Raw genomic sequence first — 14,382 nt, 5'->3', positions numbered from 1 at the left:
TCGCAACAGACGCCCGCCGCGCCCGATGGCGGAGCGCCAGCAACTGAAGTCAATGCAGGGCGGCCGCGCGGCGCCCGCCGGGCCACGGGCCCGCGGCGTCGCCGCGCCGCCGCCTGTGCGGCGCCGGCGCGCCGGCCCCGCAGCACTCCGGAGACCGAGCCATGACTTACGTCGCTCCCGTCAACGATATGGTGGAAACCATCCGGTGGGCCGCCGGCTTCGACCAGGCCGTGGCCGAGGGCGTCTACGGCGATCTCTCGATCGACCTGGTCGCCGCCGTGCTGGAGGAGGCCGGGCGCTTCGCCGGCGAGCGGCTCGCGCCGCTGAACCGCGTGGGCGACGAAACCGGCGCGAAATGGGCCGACGGGGCCGTCACCACCCCGCCTGGCTGGAAAGAAACCTACGCCGACTGGACAGCCGCAGGCTGGAACGCCCTGCCTGCGCCGGAGGAGTGGGGCGGCCAGGGCCTGCCCGCCGTCGTCCAGGCCGCCTGCAGCGAAATGTGGAACGCCGCCAACATGGCCTTCGCCCTGGCGCCGCTGCTCAGCGCCGGCGCGGTGGAGGCGCTGCTCGCCCACGGTTCGGACGAGCTGAAGCGCATCTATCTGCCCAGACTTGTCTCCGGCGAATGGACCGGCACCATGAACCTCACCGAGCCGCAGGCCGGCTCGGATCTCGCCGCGTTGCGCGCCAGGGCGGTTCCCGACGGCGACGGCGCCTACCGCATCACCGGCCAGAAGATCTTCATCACCTATGGCGAGCATGACATGACGGACAACATCGTCCATCTGGTGCTCGCCCGCCTGCCGGACGCCCCTCCCGGCACCCGCGGCATCTCGCTGTTCCTCGTGCCCAAGTTCATTCCGGACGCCGACGGCAGGCCCGGCAGGCGCAATGACGTGCGCTGCGCCAGCATCGAGCGCAAGTTGGGCATCCACGGCTCGCCCACCTGCGTCATGGTCTATGGCGACCAGGGCGGGGCCACCGGCTGGCTGGTCGGCGAGGAGAACCGCGGCCTCAACTGCATGTTCACCATGATGAACGCCGCCCGCCTGGCCGTTGGCCTGCAGGGCGTGGCCATCGCCGACCGCGCGTACCAGCAGGCGCGGGCCTACGCCGGCGAGCGTCGCCAGGGCCGGGCCCCCGGCGCGCCGGCAGGGGAGATGAGTCCGATCATCCGCCACCCCAACGTCCAGCGGAAGCTGCTGGCCATGAAGGCGCTGGCCGCCGCCGCCCGCGTCATCTGCTACCGCACCGCCGCCGCCCTCGACCGCGCCCACCGCGCCGCCACGCCAGAGGAGCGCGCCCGCGGCGCCGCCCACGCCTCGCTGCTCACCCCGGTGGCCAAGGCCTGGTCCACCGACATGGGCGTGAAGGCGGCCTCCATCGGCGTGCAGGTGCACGGCGGCATGGGCTTCATCGAGGAGACCGGCGCCGCGCAGTATCTGCGCGACGCCCGCATCGCGCCGATCTATGAGGGCACCAACGGCATCCAGGCCATCGACCTGGTGACGCGCAAGCTGCCGATGAACGGCGGCAAGGTGGTGGAGGCGGCCATCGCCGCCATGCGCCAGACCGTGACGCGCGCCGCCAGCGCCGGCGTTCCCGGCCTTGGCGCCGCCGCCGCGCGGCTGCGCGACGCCGCCGAGTCGCTGGACCGCGCCACCGCCTTCATGCTGCAGACGCTGGCGGGCGACAGGCCGGACACGGCGCTGGCGGTCGCCGCGCCCTATCTGCGCCTGTTCGGCGTCGCCGAGGGGCTTGACGGTCTGGTCAACATCGCTCTGGCCGCCGGCAAGGCGATGGCGGGCGGCGACAGCAACCCGGCCCACGCCGGCCGCATCGCCGTGGCCCGTTTCTTCGCCGACAACATCGCCCCCGAGGCGCAGGCGCTGGAGACCATCGTGCTCGGCGGCGGCGAGGCGGTGCTGGGCGGCGCCGAAGCGGCGCTGGCCGGCTGAGGCGCGCGGCCGGCTCCGGCCTGCGGTCCGCCGCTTCCGGAAGCCGCCCGCGCGGGGCGGCCGCGGCGGCCCCGCGTCCGTTGCCGCGGGCGCCTTCCGGCGGTTGCGCCGGCGCGGAAAAAGGGTTAGAGCCGGCGCAGGTCTGGCGCAGGATATCGCCACGCCGTCCCCTGCGGCCGCGGTCGCGGCGGCTGGACTTGCGGCGACGCCCGCATCATGGTCCGGACCAGGGCGCGCTGGCCGCCGGCTCCCGCGCGCCCCGGCGCGCGCGCCGGCGCCGCCCGTGGCCGGCCTCCGCCAGACGGCGGAAACCCTTGCAGACAGATCAGGCAGAACCCGGCGGTGATGCGCGCCCTGCGGCGCCGGCGCGGCGGCGCGCGGCGACCCCGGAACGGAAACCGTGGAGGCGCCCGGCCGGCGCCTTGCGCGTCCCGGCGCCGGCGCGCATCGTCGCCAGCAGGGGCGCCGCCGTTTCCCGCGGCCGCGTTTTCGCCACATGCGGGCGCCAGGCGCGGCGCAGGCGCCGCAAGGGTCCTGCGGGCAGCCAGTGAACCGCGCCGGCGCGGGAAGCGCGCCCGGCCGGCGCGCAGCGTAGCAGTCGTCACGCCAGTGACATGATCAGGGCGGCGTCGCCGCCTGGCGGGAGACCTGGAAATGATCATCGTTCACCGGCCTGCCAGAACCCCTGAGGGCGAAACCTTTCTCGAGCGGGTCATGCTCGCCCGCGACGAGGCGATTCCGGCTGACGCCGTGTGGATCGACATGCTCGAGCCCACCCGCGCCGAGGAAAAGCTGGTGGACGCCCATTTCGGCGTCTCGGTGCCGACGCGCGAGGACACGGACTATCTGGAGCCATCCGAGCTGATCTACGCCGAAAACGGCGCCCGCTACATGACCATGCGCCTGCTGCACAACGTGGCCCAGGACGCGCAGCTGGCCAATGTGTGCTTCATCCTGGCGCGCAGCGCGCTCATCACCGTGCGGCACAACGAGCCGCGGGCGTTCGTGCTGTTCGCCCACCGCGCCGGGCGCCCTGGCGGCGCGCGGCCGACCCCCGAGGACATCATGGCCGGCCTGGTCGAGACCATCATCGACCGCGTGGCCGAGGTGCTGCAGAACGTGGGCGAGGAGATCAACGCCCTGTCGCGCACCGTGTTCGAGCCCAAGCCGGATCCGGGCAAGCGCAACGCCGAGTTCCAGGACATCGTGCAGACGCTGGGCCATCACGGCGACCTGCTCGGCAAGTGCCGTGAGAGCCTGCTCTCCATCGAGCGGGTGATGCTCTATCTCAGCGTGGCCTACCGCTCGGCTAGGGTCTCCAAGGAGATGCGCGACCAGGTGCGCTCCAACCAGCGCGACCTGCAGTCGCTGGAGGAGCACGCCACCTTCCTCGGAGCCAAGATCCAGTTCCTGCTCGACGCCACCCTCGGGCTGGTCAACATCGAACAGAACAACATCATCAAGCTGTTCTCGGTCATGGCGGTGGTGTTCATGCCGCCGACGCTGATCGCCTCGATTTACGGCATGAACTTCCGGGTGATGCCGGAGCTGGAGTGGAGCTTCGGCTATCCGCTGGCGATTTTCTCCATGCTGTTCGCGGCGGTGGCGCCGTATCTGTTCTTCCGCTGGAAGAAGTGGCTGTAAGCGCGCCCGCGGGCGCCTGCGCCGCGCGGCCCTTGCCCGGCCGGCGGCTCCCGTCGCCGGCCCTGGCGGCCGGCCGCGGGCCGGCGCTCCGGGCGTGGAACGGACGGTCTGGCCAGGGCGCAAACGCGTCACGGGCGGTCTGACGGGGGCCGGCCGCCGCCGGTGCGCCGTCATCCCTGGCCCGTTCCTGCGCCCCGGGCCCGGCTCACGGGTCGTCCGGCGCTGGCCCCGTTCTTCCGCCGTCTTGACCGCGCCTGACCCGGGCGGCCCCGCGCCGGCGTCGCCGTCAGGCCGCCTGTTCCGTTCCGCGGTCGCGCCGAGGCCTGCCGCCGCGCCGGACTGGCCCGCGCCCGCCGCAGGCGCGCTGCGCGGCGGCCCGGACGGCGAAAGGCCCGGCGACAGGCCGCCGGGCCTCCGTCATTCCCGTCAGGGGGCGGCGCGCCGCGCCGCCAGCCGCCGCTCACCCTTCGAGGCGCGAGAAATCGGCGATGGCGCGGGTGGCCTCGCGGATGCCCGCCAGCAGGCGCAGGCGGTTGGCCCGCAGCGCCGCGTCGCCGGCGTTCACCGTCACCTTCTCGAAGAAGGCGTCCACCGGGCCGCGCAGCGCCGCCAGCGCCGCCATGGCGCCCTGGTAGTCCTCGCGGCGGGCCGCCGCCTCCGCCGCCTCGCGGGCGGCGGAGAGCGCGGCGAACAGCGCCTTCTCCTCCTCCGCCTGGAGCAGCGCCGGATCGGCGTCGGCGGCGTAGCTCACGCCGTCCTTCTTCTCCTCGATGCGCAGGATGTTGGCGGCGCGCTTCACGCCCGCCAGCAGGCTCCTGCCGTCGGCGGTGTCCAGGAACTGCTTCAGCGCCTCCACCCGGCGCGCCACCAGCAGCAGGTCGTCCTGGCCGCCCAGAGACAGCACCGCGTCAATGAGGTCGTGGCCATAGCCGCGGTCGCGCAGATAAACCTTCAGGCGATCGTGGAAGAACTCCAGCAGCGACACGGCGTCCGACGACACGACGCGGCCGGCGAACGTCTCCGGCAGGCGCGGCGCGGCGCGCTTCGCGCCCTCCGGCTCCGCCTCCTGGAAGATCTCCACCAGCGGCAGGCGCAGGCTGTTCTCCAGGATCAGGCGGATGACGCCAAGCGCCGCGCGGCGCAGCGCATAAGGATCCTTCGAGCCTGTCGGCTTTTCGTCGATGGCCCAGAAGCCGGCGAGGGTGTCGAGCTTCTCCGCCAGCGCCACCGCCACCGAAACCGGCGCCGTGGGCGTGCGGTCATTGGGGCCGAGCGGCTTGTAATGCTCCTCGATCGCCGCCGCCACCTGCGGATCCTCGCCCTGGGCGAGGGCGTAATAGCGGCCCATCAGGCCCTGCAGCTCCGGAAATTCGCCCACCATCTCGGTGGTGAGGTCGGCCTTGGCGAGGCGGGCGGCGCGGGTGGCCAGCGCGGCGTCGGCGCCGATGGCCAGCGCCAGCTTGCCGGTCAGCTCCACCAGACGGGCGACGCGCTCGCCCTGCGTGCCCAGCTTCTCGTGGAACACCGAACGGGAGTCGATGAGCTTCTGCAGCCGCTGCTCCAGCGGCTTGAGATGCTTCGTGTCCTCGCGGTCGCGATAGTCCGGCAGCGGCCGCTGGTCGGTGTCCCAGAAGTGGCGGGCGTCGGAGAGGCGGGCGCGCACCACCCGCTCGTTGCCGGCGACGATCGCCGCGCCGCCGTCCGGGGCGACGATGTTCGCCACCAGAATGAACCGGTTGGCCAGCGAGCCGTCCGGCTTCTTCAGCACGAAGCACTTCTGGTTGGCGCGGATGGTGGCGCGGATCACCTCGGGCGGAATCTCCAGGAACGACTCGTCGAACGAGCCCACCAGCGGCACGGGCCACTCCACCAGGCCGGCCACCTCCTCCAGCAGGCCCTCATCCTCAACCAGCTCAAGTCCCTGGGCGAAGGCGAGATTGCGCGCCTCGGTGAGGATGATGTCCTTGCGCCGGTCGGGGTCGAGAATCACCCTGGCCTTCTCCAGCGCGGCCACATAGTCGTCGAGGCGCTTCACCACGATGTCGCCGGGGAAGCCGGCGTCCTTCGCCATGAAGCGGTGGCCGCGGGTGACGTTGCCCGCCGTGACGCCGCCGACGCTGAACGGCACCACCTGCGGCTCCTCCGTTTCCGGGCCGAAGGTGGCGACGATGGCGTGCAGCGGGCGCACCCAGCGCAGCGCCCCCGGCCTGGCCGACGCCGCGCCCCAGCGCATGGACTTGGGCCAGGGGAAGTTCTGGATGATGCGCGGCAGCACCTCGGCCAGCACCTCGATGGTGGGCTGGCCGGGCTTCTCGATCACGGCGACGTAGAAGGTGCCTTTCTTCGGATCCTGGACAGTCTGCGCCTCGTCGATGGAGGCGAGGCCGGCGCTCTTGAGGAAGCCCTGGATGGCGGCCTCCGGCGCGCCGACGCGCGGCCCCCTGCGCTCCTCGCGCACGTCCCTGCCCACGGCCGGCAGGCCGGCGACGTGCAGCGTCAGCCGGCGCGGCGTGGCCCAGGCTTTCGCGCCCTCATAGAGCAGGCCGCGCTCCACCAGCGCGTTGGTGACCAGCGACTGCAGGTCATGCGCCGCCTTGCGCTGCATGCGGGCCGGAATTTCTTCACTGAACAGTTCGAGCAGAAGGTCGGGCATCGGATGTTCCATCGGCCCGTGGGGCCTGAAAATCGGTCTTGCGGGCGTGGCCCTCGGGGCCAGGCGAATGTCCGGGCGCGCGGCTCAGGCGGCCGCGCCGCCGCCCTCGGTGCGCAGCCAGGCGGCGCCGCAGGCCTTGGCCAGCTCGCGCACGCGCAGGATGTAACTTTGCCGCTCTGTCACCGAGATCACGCCGCGCGCGTCCAGCAGGTTGAAGGCGTGGCTGGCCTTGATGCACTGGTCATAGGCCGGCATGGCGAGGCCGTGGCGGCCGTCGGCGCGCTCGCCCAGCTCCAGCAGCCGGCGGCACTCCTTTTCCGCGTCGGCGAAGTGGCGGAACAGCATCTCCGTGTCGGCGTATTCGAAGTTGTAGGCGGAGAACTCCTGCTCGGCCTGCAGGAACACGTCGCCATAGGTGACCCTGTCCGCGCCTTCGCCGCCGTTGAAATTCAGGTCGTAAACGCGCTCCACGCCCTGCACGTACATGGCGAGGCGCTCAAGGCCGTAGGTCAGCTCGCCGGCCACCGGCGAGCACTCCACGCCGGCCACCTGCTGGAAATAGGTGAACTGCGACACTTCCATGCCGTCGCACCAGCACTCCCAGCCGAGGCCCCAGGCGCCGAGGGTGGGGCTCTCCCAGTCGTCCTCCACGAAGCGCACGTCGTGCAGCGACAGGTCGACGCCGATCGCCTCCAGCGACGCCAGATACAGCTCCTGCAGGTCCGGCGGGTTCGGCTTCAGGATCACCTGGTACTGGTAGTAGTGCTGCAGGCGGTTGGGGTTCTCGCCATAGCGTCCGTCCGTCGGCCGGCGCGAGGGCTGCACATAGGCGGCCTTCCACGGCTTCGGTCCCAGCGCCCGCAGGGTGGTGGCGGGGTGGAAGGTGCCGGCGCCGACCTCCATGTCGTAGGGCTGGAGGATGACGCAGCCCTGCTTCGCCCAGAAGTCGTGGAGCGTCAGGATGAGACCCTGGAAGGAGCGCCGGGGGCTGGACTGGTTGTTGCCGGACATGATCGCATTCTTCTGGTGAGACATTGCCGGACGCGCCGCACGGGCGCGTCCGCCGCGCTCCGCTTCGCACGCGGCGCGACCGCCGTCCACGGGGCCGGGGGAGCGGGCGGCCCCGCACGCGCGGGCCGGCCCTGGCCGCCGCGGCCCGGGGGCGAGGGAGCGCCGCGCGGCACCCTGATTGCGCCGGCGGCGCAAGTCAAGAATCGCGCGCGCAATTCTGGCGCCGCCGCCGGTCCGGTCGCGGCGCCGGCCGCCGTCTCAGCCGCCGGCGCCGTCTGCCCCCGCCGCCGCGCCCCAGCTGCCCCACGGCAGCGGCGCGCCGGCGTGAACGGCGCCGGCCAGCGGCGTGAAACGCCCGTCCGCCTCATGCAGCGTGAGCGCCGGCTCCAGCACGAAGGGGCTGCGCCGCCCCCGCGCGGCCCGGACCAGCACGCGGACGGCCGGCGCGCCGGCGCGCGGCGCCACCGGCGCGACGCGGATGTCGCCGAAGCGCCGCGCCATGCTGGCCAGCAGCTCCGGCAGCGCTTCCGCCCGGTGAATGACCAGCAGCAGCCCCCCCGGCCGCAACAGCCGGCAGGCGGCGCGCAGCCACGCCGCCAGCGGCGCCTCCGCGGCGGAGTCCTCCGGCGCGAACACATGGGCGGCGCGCCGGCCGTCGCCGGGGGAGGGGCGCACGCGGCCAGGAGCGAACCACGGCGGGTTGGTGACCACCAGATCCTGGCTCCCGGGCGCGAGGCCGGCGGCGGCCAGCTCCGCCGGGCGGGCGAGCAGGTCCGCCTCCGCCACGCGCACGCGTTGCGCGAGGCCGTTGCGGCTGGCGTTGTCCCGGCACAGCGCCGCCAGCTGCGCGTCCCGCTCGGCCAGGGCGACGCGCGCGCGCGGAACGGCCTGGGCGACGGCGAGGCCGATGACGCCGCAGCCGGCGCCCATGTCGAGCACGTCAACGGCGCCGTCCGGGCTGCGCGCCGCCATCTCCGCCGCCAGCGGGGCGGCGGCCATGGCCGCCAGCACGCCGTCGGTGCCGGCGCGGTGGTGGCCGCGGCGGAACTGGGCCAGCGTCAGCCGGCCGCCCAGAAAGGCGTCGAGGGTGACGTCCGGCGATGCGGCGAAACCCGGCGCGCTCACGGGCCCGCGTCCGGCAGATATTCGGCGAGGCCGGCGTCGGCCAGCACGGCCCGCGCGTAATCCAGCATGCCGGCGGCCACCATCAGCCGGCGCGGCACGGCGCCGATGGAGCCCTCCACGGCGCTTGCGTGAAAATCGGCGACCATGTTGGGCACGCCGGCCTGGTCCAGCAGGCCGCACATGAGGCCGAGGGCGACGATGTCATTGGTGCGCAGCAATTCGTTCATGCCCGTGTATAACACCGGCGGCTGCGGCCCCCAACGCCGCGCGGGCGGCGGCGGCGGACGCGAGGGGCAATCCGTCGCTGTCATGACGTTGGGACGTCATGCGGATTCATTTGCAAATCTGACGGAAACAGTGGACAAGTCGCCGTGCAAGCGATGCGTTCATGGCGGAGCCGCGCTCCAGCCGTGAACCGGAAGGAGAGCAGTTTGGGTATCGCCGTCGCACTGGAGAAGGACAGGGCCTCGCAGCCAGGCATCGAGGCGCTCGTCTCTCTCGTATCCGCCGACATGGAGCGCGTGAACGAAATGATCCTGTCGCGCACGGGGTCGGACGTCATGATGATTCCGGAAGTGGCCAACCACCTGATTTCATCAGGCGGCAAGCGGTTGCGGCCCATGCTGACCCTAGCTTCGGCCAGCCTGTGCGATTACGCGGGCGACGGCCACATCAAGCTGGCGGCCAGCGTCGAGTTCATGCACACCGCCACGCTGCTGCACGACGACGTGGTGGACGAGAGCGACATGCGTCGCGGCAAGCTGGCGGCCCGCAAGGTGTGGGGCAACGAGGCCAGCGTGCTGGTGGGCGACTTCCTGCTCGGCCAGGCGTTCCGCATGATGGTGGAGGTCGGCTCGCTGCCGGCGCTGGAGGTGCTGTCCACGGCCGCGGCGGTGATCGCCGAGGGCGAGGTGATGCAGCTCTCCGCCGCCCGCACCGTGGCCACCGGCGAGGAGGAATATCTGGCGGTGATCCGCGCCAAGACGGCGACGCTGTTCGCCGCCGCCTGCGAGGTGGGGCCGATCCTGGCCGGCGACGATCCCGCCGACCGCGCCGCCTGCCGCGATTTCGGCATGAATCTGGGCGTGGCCTTCCAGCTCATTGACGACGCCCTTGATTATGGCGGCGTGGCCGCGACGCTGGGCAAGAACGTCGGCGATGATTTCCGGGAGGGCAAGCTGACGCTGCCGGTGGTGCTCTCGCTGCAGCGGGCCGACGCCGCCGGGCGCGAGTTCTGGCGCCGGGTGCTGGAGGAGGGGCAGAACGACGACGAGTCGCTGGCCCGGGCCATCGCCATGATGAAGGAGAGCGGCGTTCTGGCCGAGACGGTGGCGCGCGCCCGCCAGTATGGCGCCGCCGCCAAGCAGGCGCTGGACCGCTACCCTGACAGCCCGCTGAAGCAGGCGCTGCTGGACACGGTGGACTTCTGCATTTCCCGCGCCCACTGAACCGCCCGGGCGTTCGCCCGTTCTCCCGCCGTCACGTCCGGGTCGCGCCAGGCCCATCCATGCGCCGCCGCCCGGCGCGGCTTCCGTCATGCGCTGGCGCGTCGGGACAGGAAAACGCCCGGGTCAGGCCCGGGCATGACGTCGCGGGGAGGGCGGCCGTTCGCCGGGCCGTCCGCGCGGCGCCGGCCGGCGGCGGAGCAGCCGCCCGCCGCAGGCCGCCCGCAGCGGCAGGCGGTCGCGCGGACGCCCGCTGCGGAGAGCCCGGGCCGTCTCAGCCCGCCAGCCTGGCCGCGATCCGCGCCACATGCGCGCCCTGGTAACGGGCGCCGGCGAGCTCAACCTCCGACGGCTGGCGGCTGCCGTCGCCGCCGGCGATGGTGCTGGCGCCGTAGGGCGAGCCGCCCTTGATCTCGTCAACGCCCATCTGTCCGGCGAAGCCATAAGGCAGGCCGACCACCACCATGCCGTGATGCAGCAGCGTCGGCAGGAAGGTCAGGATGGTCGACTCCTGGCCGCCATGCTGCGTCGCGCTGGACGTGAAGGCGCTGCCCACCTTGCCCGCCAGCTTGCCCTGAGCCCACAGGCCGCCGGTCTGGTCAATGAACGCCCGCATCTGCGAGGCGAAGACGCCAAACCGCGTCGGCGCGCCGAAAATGATCGCGTCATACTCCGGCAGCTCGTCCACCGTCGCCACCGGCGCCGCCTGGTCCAGCTTGAAATGCGCCGCCTTCGCCACCGCCTCCGGCGCCGTCTCGGGCACGCGCTTCACCACCGCCTCCGCGCCGGCGCTGCGCGCGCCCTCGGCGACCGCCTCCGCCATTTTCTCGATGTGGCCGTAAGAGGAATAATAAAGCACAAGCACGCGGGTCATCGCAGTCTCCATGGTCGCGGCGTCCGCCGCCGCGCGCCCCTGAAGGTGGACCCGCCGGCGGCGTCGCGCCAGCGTCCGCGCGCAAGCGGCGGCTTGCAAAAATGCAAGCGGTCGCGCACCTTCGCTGCATGAGCGAGCCGCAACGCAAAGGGCGCGGCAGGCGCCTCGACAACAACGCCGTTTCTCTCGACGACTTCCGCATGGTGCGCGCCGTCGCCCGCGCGCGCGGCCTCGCCGGCGCCGCCGCGGCGCTGGGGGTGAACAGCTCCACCGTGTTCCGCCGTCTCGCCCGGCTGGAGGCCACGCTGGGCTGCGCCCTGTTCGAGCGCCGCCGCGGCGGCTACGCGCTCACCCCCGCCGGCGAGGAGATGGTCGCCGTGGCCGAGACCATGGAGGCGGCCGCCGCCGGCTTCCTGCGGCGGGTGGAGGGCACGGATCCGGCTCCCTCCGGGGAGCTGCGCGTCACCACCAGCGACGGGCTGATGACGCCACTGCTGGCCGACATCCTGCGGCGCTTCCGCCAGACATATCCGCTGATCCGGCTGGAGCTGGTGCTGGACAACGCCCGTCTCAACCTGTCGCGGCGTGACGCCGACATCGCCATCCGCGCCACCGACAGGCCCCCGGAGACGCTGGTGGGGCGGCGCATCGGCCGCATCGCCTGGGCGGTCTACGGCCGGCGCGCCGACTTCCCCGACGCCGACGGCGCGACGCCGCCGCAGCCTGGCGCGGGCGTCAGCTGGATCGGGCTGGGCGGCGAGCTCGCCGCCATCCGTCCGGCCCGTTTCGTGCGCGATCTCGCCGGCGGCGACGACAACGTCGGCTTCCGCGTCAACACCGTGCGCGCGCTGGCCGAGGCGGTGTCGATGGGGCTGGGCGTGGCGCCGCTGCCCTGCATGTGCGGCGACATCCGGCCCGATCTGGTGCGCCTGTCGCAGCCGTACAACGATATCGCCACCTCGCTGTGGCTGCTGACCCACCCCGACCTGCGCAACGCGCCGCGCGTGCGCGCCTTCATGGATTTCGTCGGCGGCGAGCTGGCGCGCCGGCGCCGGCTGGTGGAGGGCGAGGAGCCGGATGCGCCCATCCGCCGTGAGGCTTCCGCGCCCTGAAGGCCGGCCGCCGCGCCGGCAGGCGGACGCGCCGGCGACAGGGACATGCGCCCGGCGCCTCAGCCGATGTCCACCACCAGGCGGCCGCGCACCTTGCCGGCGAGAATGTCCTGCGCCGCCCGCGGCACGTCCTCCAGCGCGATATGGGAGGTCATGGCGGCGAGCTTGCCGTGATCGAGCTCCTTCGCCAGACGGCTCCACGCCTCGACGCGGTCCGGCGTCGGGCACATCACGCTGTCGACGCCGAGCAGCGACACGCCGCGCAGGATGAACGGCGCCACCGTGCCGGGCAGGTCCATGCCCTGGGCGAGGCCGCACGCCGCCACCGCGCCGCGGTATCTGGTCGAGGCGATGGCGTTGACCAGGGTGTGCGAGCCGACGGAGTCGATCACCGCCGCCCAGCGCTCCTTGCCCAGCGGCTTGCCCGGACCGGAAAGCTCGTCGCGGTGAATGACCGAGCTGGCGCCCAGGCTTTTCAGGTATTCCGCCTCCTCCATGCGGCCGGTGGATGCGATGACCTCCCAGCCGGCGGCGGCCATGAGCGCCACGGCCACCGAGCCGACGCCGCCCGCCGCGCCGGTGACCAGCGCCGGGCCGCGGTCGGGGGTCATGCCGAAGCGGTCGAGCGCCATGCGGCAGAGCATGGCGGTGTAGCCGGCGGTGCCGATGGCCATGGCCTGCGCGGTGGTCAGGCCGTCCGGCAGCTTCACCAGCCACTGCGCCTTCACGCGGGCGCGCTCGGCGTAACCGCCGGGGTGGGTCTCGCCGACGCCCCAGCCGTTGAGCACGACCTTCGCGCCGACCGGAAAGTCCGGGCTGGCGGACTCCTCCACCACGCCGGCGAAATCAATGCCCGGAATGACCGGGAACGTGCGCAGGATCGGCGAGCGGCCGGTGATGGCGAGGCCGTCCTTGTAGTTCACCGTGGAATGGGTGACGCGCACCGTCACGTCGCCGTCGGCCAGGATGGAGTCATCCACGGTCTCCAGCGAGACGGCGTGTCCCTTTGCGTCCGGCGCGGTCTTGCGCGCCACCAGGGCCCGGAATGTGGTCGCCATCGTTTCCTCTCCGTCGCCAGCGCGGCTGGCGGCATGTGCGTCGTTTGCAGCGGTTTTCGCCGCCAACTTGTGGCGTAAAGCGCCGTTTCCGGCAAGCGCCGGCGCAAGGGCGGCGGCGTCGCTCCGGCGCCGCGCGCGAGCCTGGCGGCGGCTGCGCAGGCCCCCGCGACCGGCGCGTAACTTCCGCCGCGCGCCGCCGGTCCGGGACGTGCGCGCGCCAGAACGTAGATGTTCACGGAACCGCCATGATATCTGTCCGGTCCGCATGTATTTTCCTGTTGAACTGAAGAAGTTATATCCGTATATTCAAGATGAACTCCGGTTACGCCTGTTCGCAAACGTGGATTGTATTTGTGTGCAGGTATGCGGGGCAGTTTCGCCGCAGTTTTCACTGCGTGCGCATAAACGCCTGGCCGTGGATTGCGCGCCATGGCGTCTGGCCGGGCTGGACCGGCGCGGCGCTTGCGAGGCTATCCCCTCATGTCCGCCTGCATGTCTGCAAGAGGAGAACAGCCGTGTCAGAAGAGACTGGAGAGCACAGTATCATTTCAATGACGACCAGCATTGTTTCCGCCTATGTCCAGAACAACCAGATCGACAGCGACCAGCTGGCGGACGTCATTAACTCGGTGCACAACTCGCTGTCCCGTCTCAGCGGCCAGGCCGCCGAGCCGGCGAACAAACTGAAGCCTGCGGTGCCGATCAAGAAATCGGTGACGCCGGAGTACATCGTCTGTCTTGAGGACGGCAAACGCTTCAAGTTCCTGAAGCGTCACCTGAGCGCGGCCTATGGCATGACCCCGGCCGAATACCGGGCGAAGTGGAACCTTCCGCCCACCTATCCGATGATCGCTCCGAACTACGCGTCGCCACGCACCCGTGGTCCTTACGGATACAACGACATTTACATTCCGGAGGACGAGAAGGAGCACAACCGGCTCGTCAACAGGCAGGCGGGCGGCGCCAGCCGCAAGCGCATGGCGCACACTGGCTGAGCCCGCCGGCGTCGTCAGCGTGACGGCGCGCATGGCCGGACGGACGCGGCGAAGGTGGGGCGCGCCGGCCGTCCGGAGGGCCATGGCCGCCGGGATAACGGTGGCCGGCCATGAGACGGAGGCGCCGCCGGGACGCGGCGCTTCGCGGCGGGGGCGGGAACGCGCCCCGTCCGGTCCGGGCCGCTGGAGCGGCCACGCCCGGCGGGGGCGGCGGCCAGGGCGCGGGCCGTTATGGAATGCGCAGGCGCCGTCGCTGGCCGCCGTTTTGTCCGGACATCGTCATGCCGCCGTCTCCAGGACGCGCGACCAGCTTGCGCCCCCGGCGACCGGGCTGCCGCCGGCGGCGTTCCGCGCCTGCGTGCGCCGCCGGTCGCGGAGCGGCGCGGATATCGCCGGCGCAGTCCGGTTCGCGCAGGATCGCGGATGTCCGGGGCCGGTCCGGCGAGGACGCCGGGGCGGCGCGCCTGGCGGGGCGCCCGCCGCGTCGCCGCGTTGCGGTCGCCG

Annotated in this window: 11 protein-coding genes; 5 read left to right on the top strand and 6 right to left on the bottom strand. The window is 72.4% G+C overall.

Going from position 1 to position 14,382, the window contains the following annotated elements; translation table 11 throughout:
• The first annotated feature begins 161 nt into the window (after window positions 1-161).
• Window positions 162-1,961 (top strand): acyl-CoA dehydrogenase family protein, encoded by a 1,800-nt coding sequence (locus ACFFJB_RS09520; RefSeq protein WP_376830980.1) that lies wholly within the window; start codon window positions 162-164, stop codon window positions 1,959-1,961.
• A 654-nt stretch (window positions 1,962-2,615) separates the two neighbouring features.
• Complete coding sequence (locus ACFFJB_RS09515; RefSeq protein WP_376830978.1) at window positions 2,616-3,605, top strand: magnesium transporter CorA family protein; 990 nt, start codon at window positions 2,616-2,618, stop codon at window positions 3,603-3,605.
• Window positions 3,606-4,065: 460 nt separating this feature from the next.
• Here the strand turns inward: ACFFJB_RS09515 and glyS are convergent, their stop codons facing one another.
• The 4 genes from glyS to ACFFJB_RS09495 all read right to left on the bottom strand — a co-directional run bounded on the left by glyS (window position 4,066) and on the right by ACFFJB_RS09495 (window position 8,621).
• Window positions 4,066-6,258, bottom strand: a complete 2,193-nt coding sequence (gene glyS / locus ACFFJB_RS09510) for a glycine--tRNA ligase subunit beta (RefSeq protein ID WP_376830976.1) — start codon at window positions 6,256-6,258, stop codon at window positions 4,066-4,068.
• An 84-nt stretch (window positions 6,259-6,342) separates the two neighbouring features.
• Entirely contained in the window at window positions 6,343-7,269 is a 927-nt protein-coding gene (locus tag ACFFJB_RS09505) for a glycine--tRNA ligase subunit alpha (RefSeq protein WP_376830974.1), read from the bottom strand.
• A 258-nt stretch (window positions 7,270-7,527) separates the two neighbouring features.
• Window positions 7,528-8,394 (bottom strand): tRNA1(Val) (adenine(37)-N6)-methyltransferase, encoded by an 867-nt coding sequence (locus ACFFJB_RS09500; RefSeq protein ID WP_376830972.1) that lies wholly within the window; start codon window positions 8,392-8,394, stop codon window positions 7,528-7,530.
• Window positions 8,391-8,621: a putative signal transducing protein gene (locus ACFFJB_RS09495; RefSeq protein WP_376830970.1), complete on the bottom strand. Its 231-nt coding sequence runs from the start codon at window positions 8,619-8,621 to the stop codon at window positions 8,391-8,393. Before ACFFJB_RS09495 ends, ACFFJB_RS09500 begins: the two co-directional genes overlap by 4 nt.
• Window positions 8,622-8,825: 204 nt before the next feature.
• Here ACFFJB_RS09495 and ACFFJB_RS09490 point away from each other — a divergent pair, with 204 nt between their 5' ends.
• Window positions 8,826-9,842, top strand: a complete 1,017-nt coding sequence (locus ACFFJB_RS09490; RefSeq protein WP_376830968.1) for a polyprenyl synthetase family protein — start codon at window positions 8,826-8,828, stop codon at window positions 9,840-9,842.
• A 271-nt stretch (window positions 9,843-10,113) separates the two neighbouring features.
• Here the strand turns inward: ACFFJB_RS09490 and wrbA are convergent, their stop codons facing one another.
• Window positions 10,114-10,713 (bottom strand): NAD(P)H:quinone oxidoreductase, encoded by a 600-nt coding sequence (gene wrbA, locus ACFFJB_RS09485; RefSeq protein ID WP_376830966.1) that lies wholly within the window; start codon window positions 10,711-10,713, stop codon window positions 10,114-10,116.
• Between the two features lie 128 nt (window positions 10,714-10,841).
• On the opposite strand from wrbA, the gene ACFFJB_RS09480 reads away from it, so the two are divergent.
• Window positions 10,842-11,825, top strand: a complete 984-nt coding sequence (locus tag ACFFJB_RS09480) for a LysR family transcriptional regulator (protein ID WP_376830964.1) — start codon at window positions 10,842-10,844, stop codon at window positions 11,823-11,825.
• Between the two features lie 59 nt (window positions 11,826-11,884).
• Here the strand turns inward: ACFFJB_RS09480 and acuI are convergent, their stop codons facing one another.
• Complete coding sequence (acuI, locus tag ACFFJB_RS09475; RefSeq protein ID WP_376830962.1) at window positions 11,885-12,883, bottom strand: acrylyl-CoA reductase (NADPH); 999 nt, start codon at window positions 12,881-12,883, stop codon at window positions 11,885-11,887.
• A gap of 551 nt (window positions 12,884-13,434) precedes the next feature.
• Here acuI and ACFFJB_RS09470 point away from each other — a divergent pair.
• On the top strand, window positions 13,435-13,878 hold the full coding sequence (locus tag ACFFJB_RS09470; protein WP_376830960.1) for a Ros/MucR family transcriptional regulator: 444 nt from the start codon (window positions 13,435-13,437) through the stop codon (window positions 13,876-13,878).
• Window positions 13,879-14,382 lie beyond the last annotated feature (504 nt).

This window comes from Camelimonas abortus (assembly GCF_042432745.1).
Lineage (GTDB): Bacteria > Pseudomonadota > Alphaproteobacteria > Rhizobiales > Beijerinckiaceae > Camelimonas > Camelimonas abortus.
The sequence above is the reverse complement of the archived record's forward strand: the minus strand, read 5'-3'. Positions and strand labels throughout refer to the sequence as shown.

Excerpts from the sequence above, each read along its gene's own strand:
- ACFFJB_RS09520 (WP_376830980.1), top strand. The coding sequence starts at position 162 with ATGACTTACGTCGCTCCCGTCAACGATATGGTGGAAACCATCCGGTGG.
- ACFFJB_RS09515 (WP_376830978.1), top strand. The coding sequence starts at position 2,616 with ATGATCATCGTTCACCGGCCTGCCAGAACCCCTGAGGGCGAAACCTTT.
- glyS (WP_376830976.1), bottom strand. The coding sequence starts at position 6,258 with ATGCCCGACCTTCTGCTCGAACTGTTCAGTGAAGAAATTCCGGCCCGC.
- ACFFJB_RS09505 (WP_376830974.1), bottom strand. The coding sequence starts at position 7,269 with ATGTCCGGCAACAACCAGTCCAGCCCCCGGCGCTCCTTCCAGGGTCTC.
- ACFFJB_RS09495 (WP_376830970.1), bottom strand. The coding sequence starts at position 8,621 with ATGAACGAATTGCTGCGCACCAATGACATCGTCGCCCTCGGCCTCATG.
- wrbA (WP_376830966.1), bottom strand. The coding sequence starts at position 10,713 with ATGACCCGCGTGCTTGTGCTTTATTATTCCTCTTACGGCCACATCGAG.
- ACFFJB_RS09480 (WP_376830964.1), top strand. The coding sequence starts at position 10,842 with ATGAGCGAGCCGCAACGCAAAGGGCGCGGCAGGCGCCTCGACAACAAC.
- acuI (WP_376830962.1), bottom strand. The coding sequence starts at position 12,883 with ATGGCGACCACATTCCGGGCCCTGGTGGCGCGCAAGACCGCGCCGGAC.
- ACFFJB_RS09470 (WP_376830960.1), top strand. The coding sequence starts at position 13,435 with ATGACGACCAGCATTGTTTCCGCCTATGTCCAGAACAACCAGATCGAC.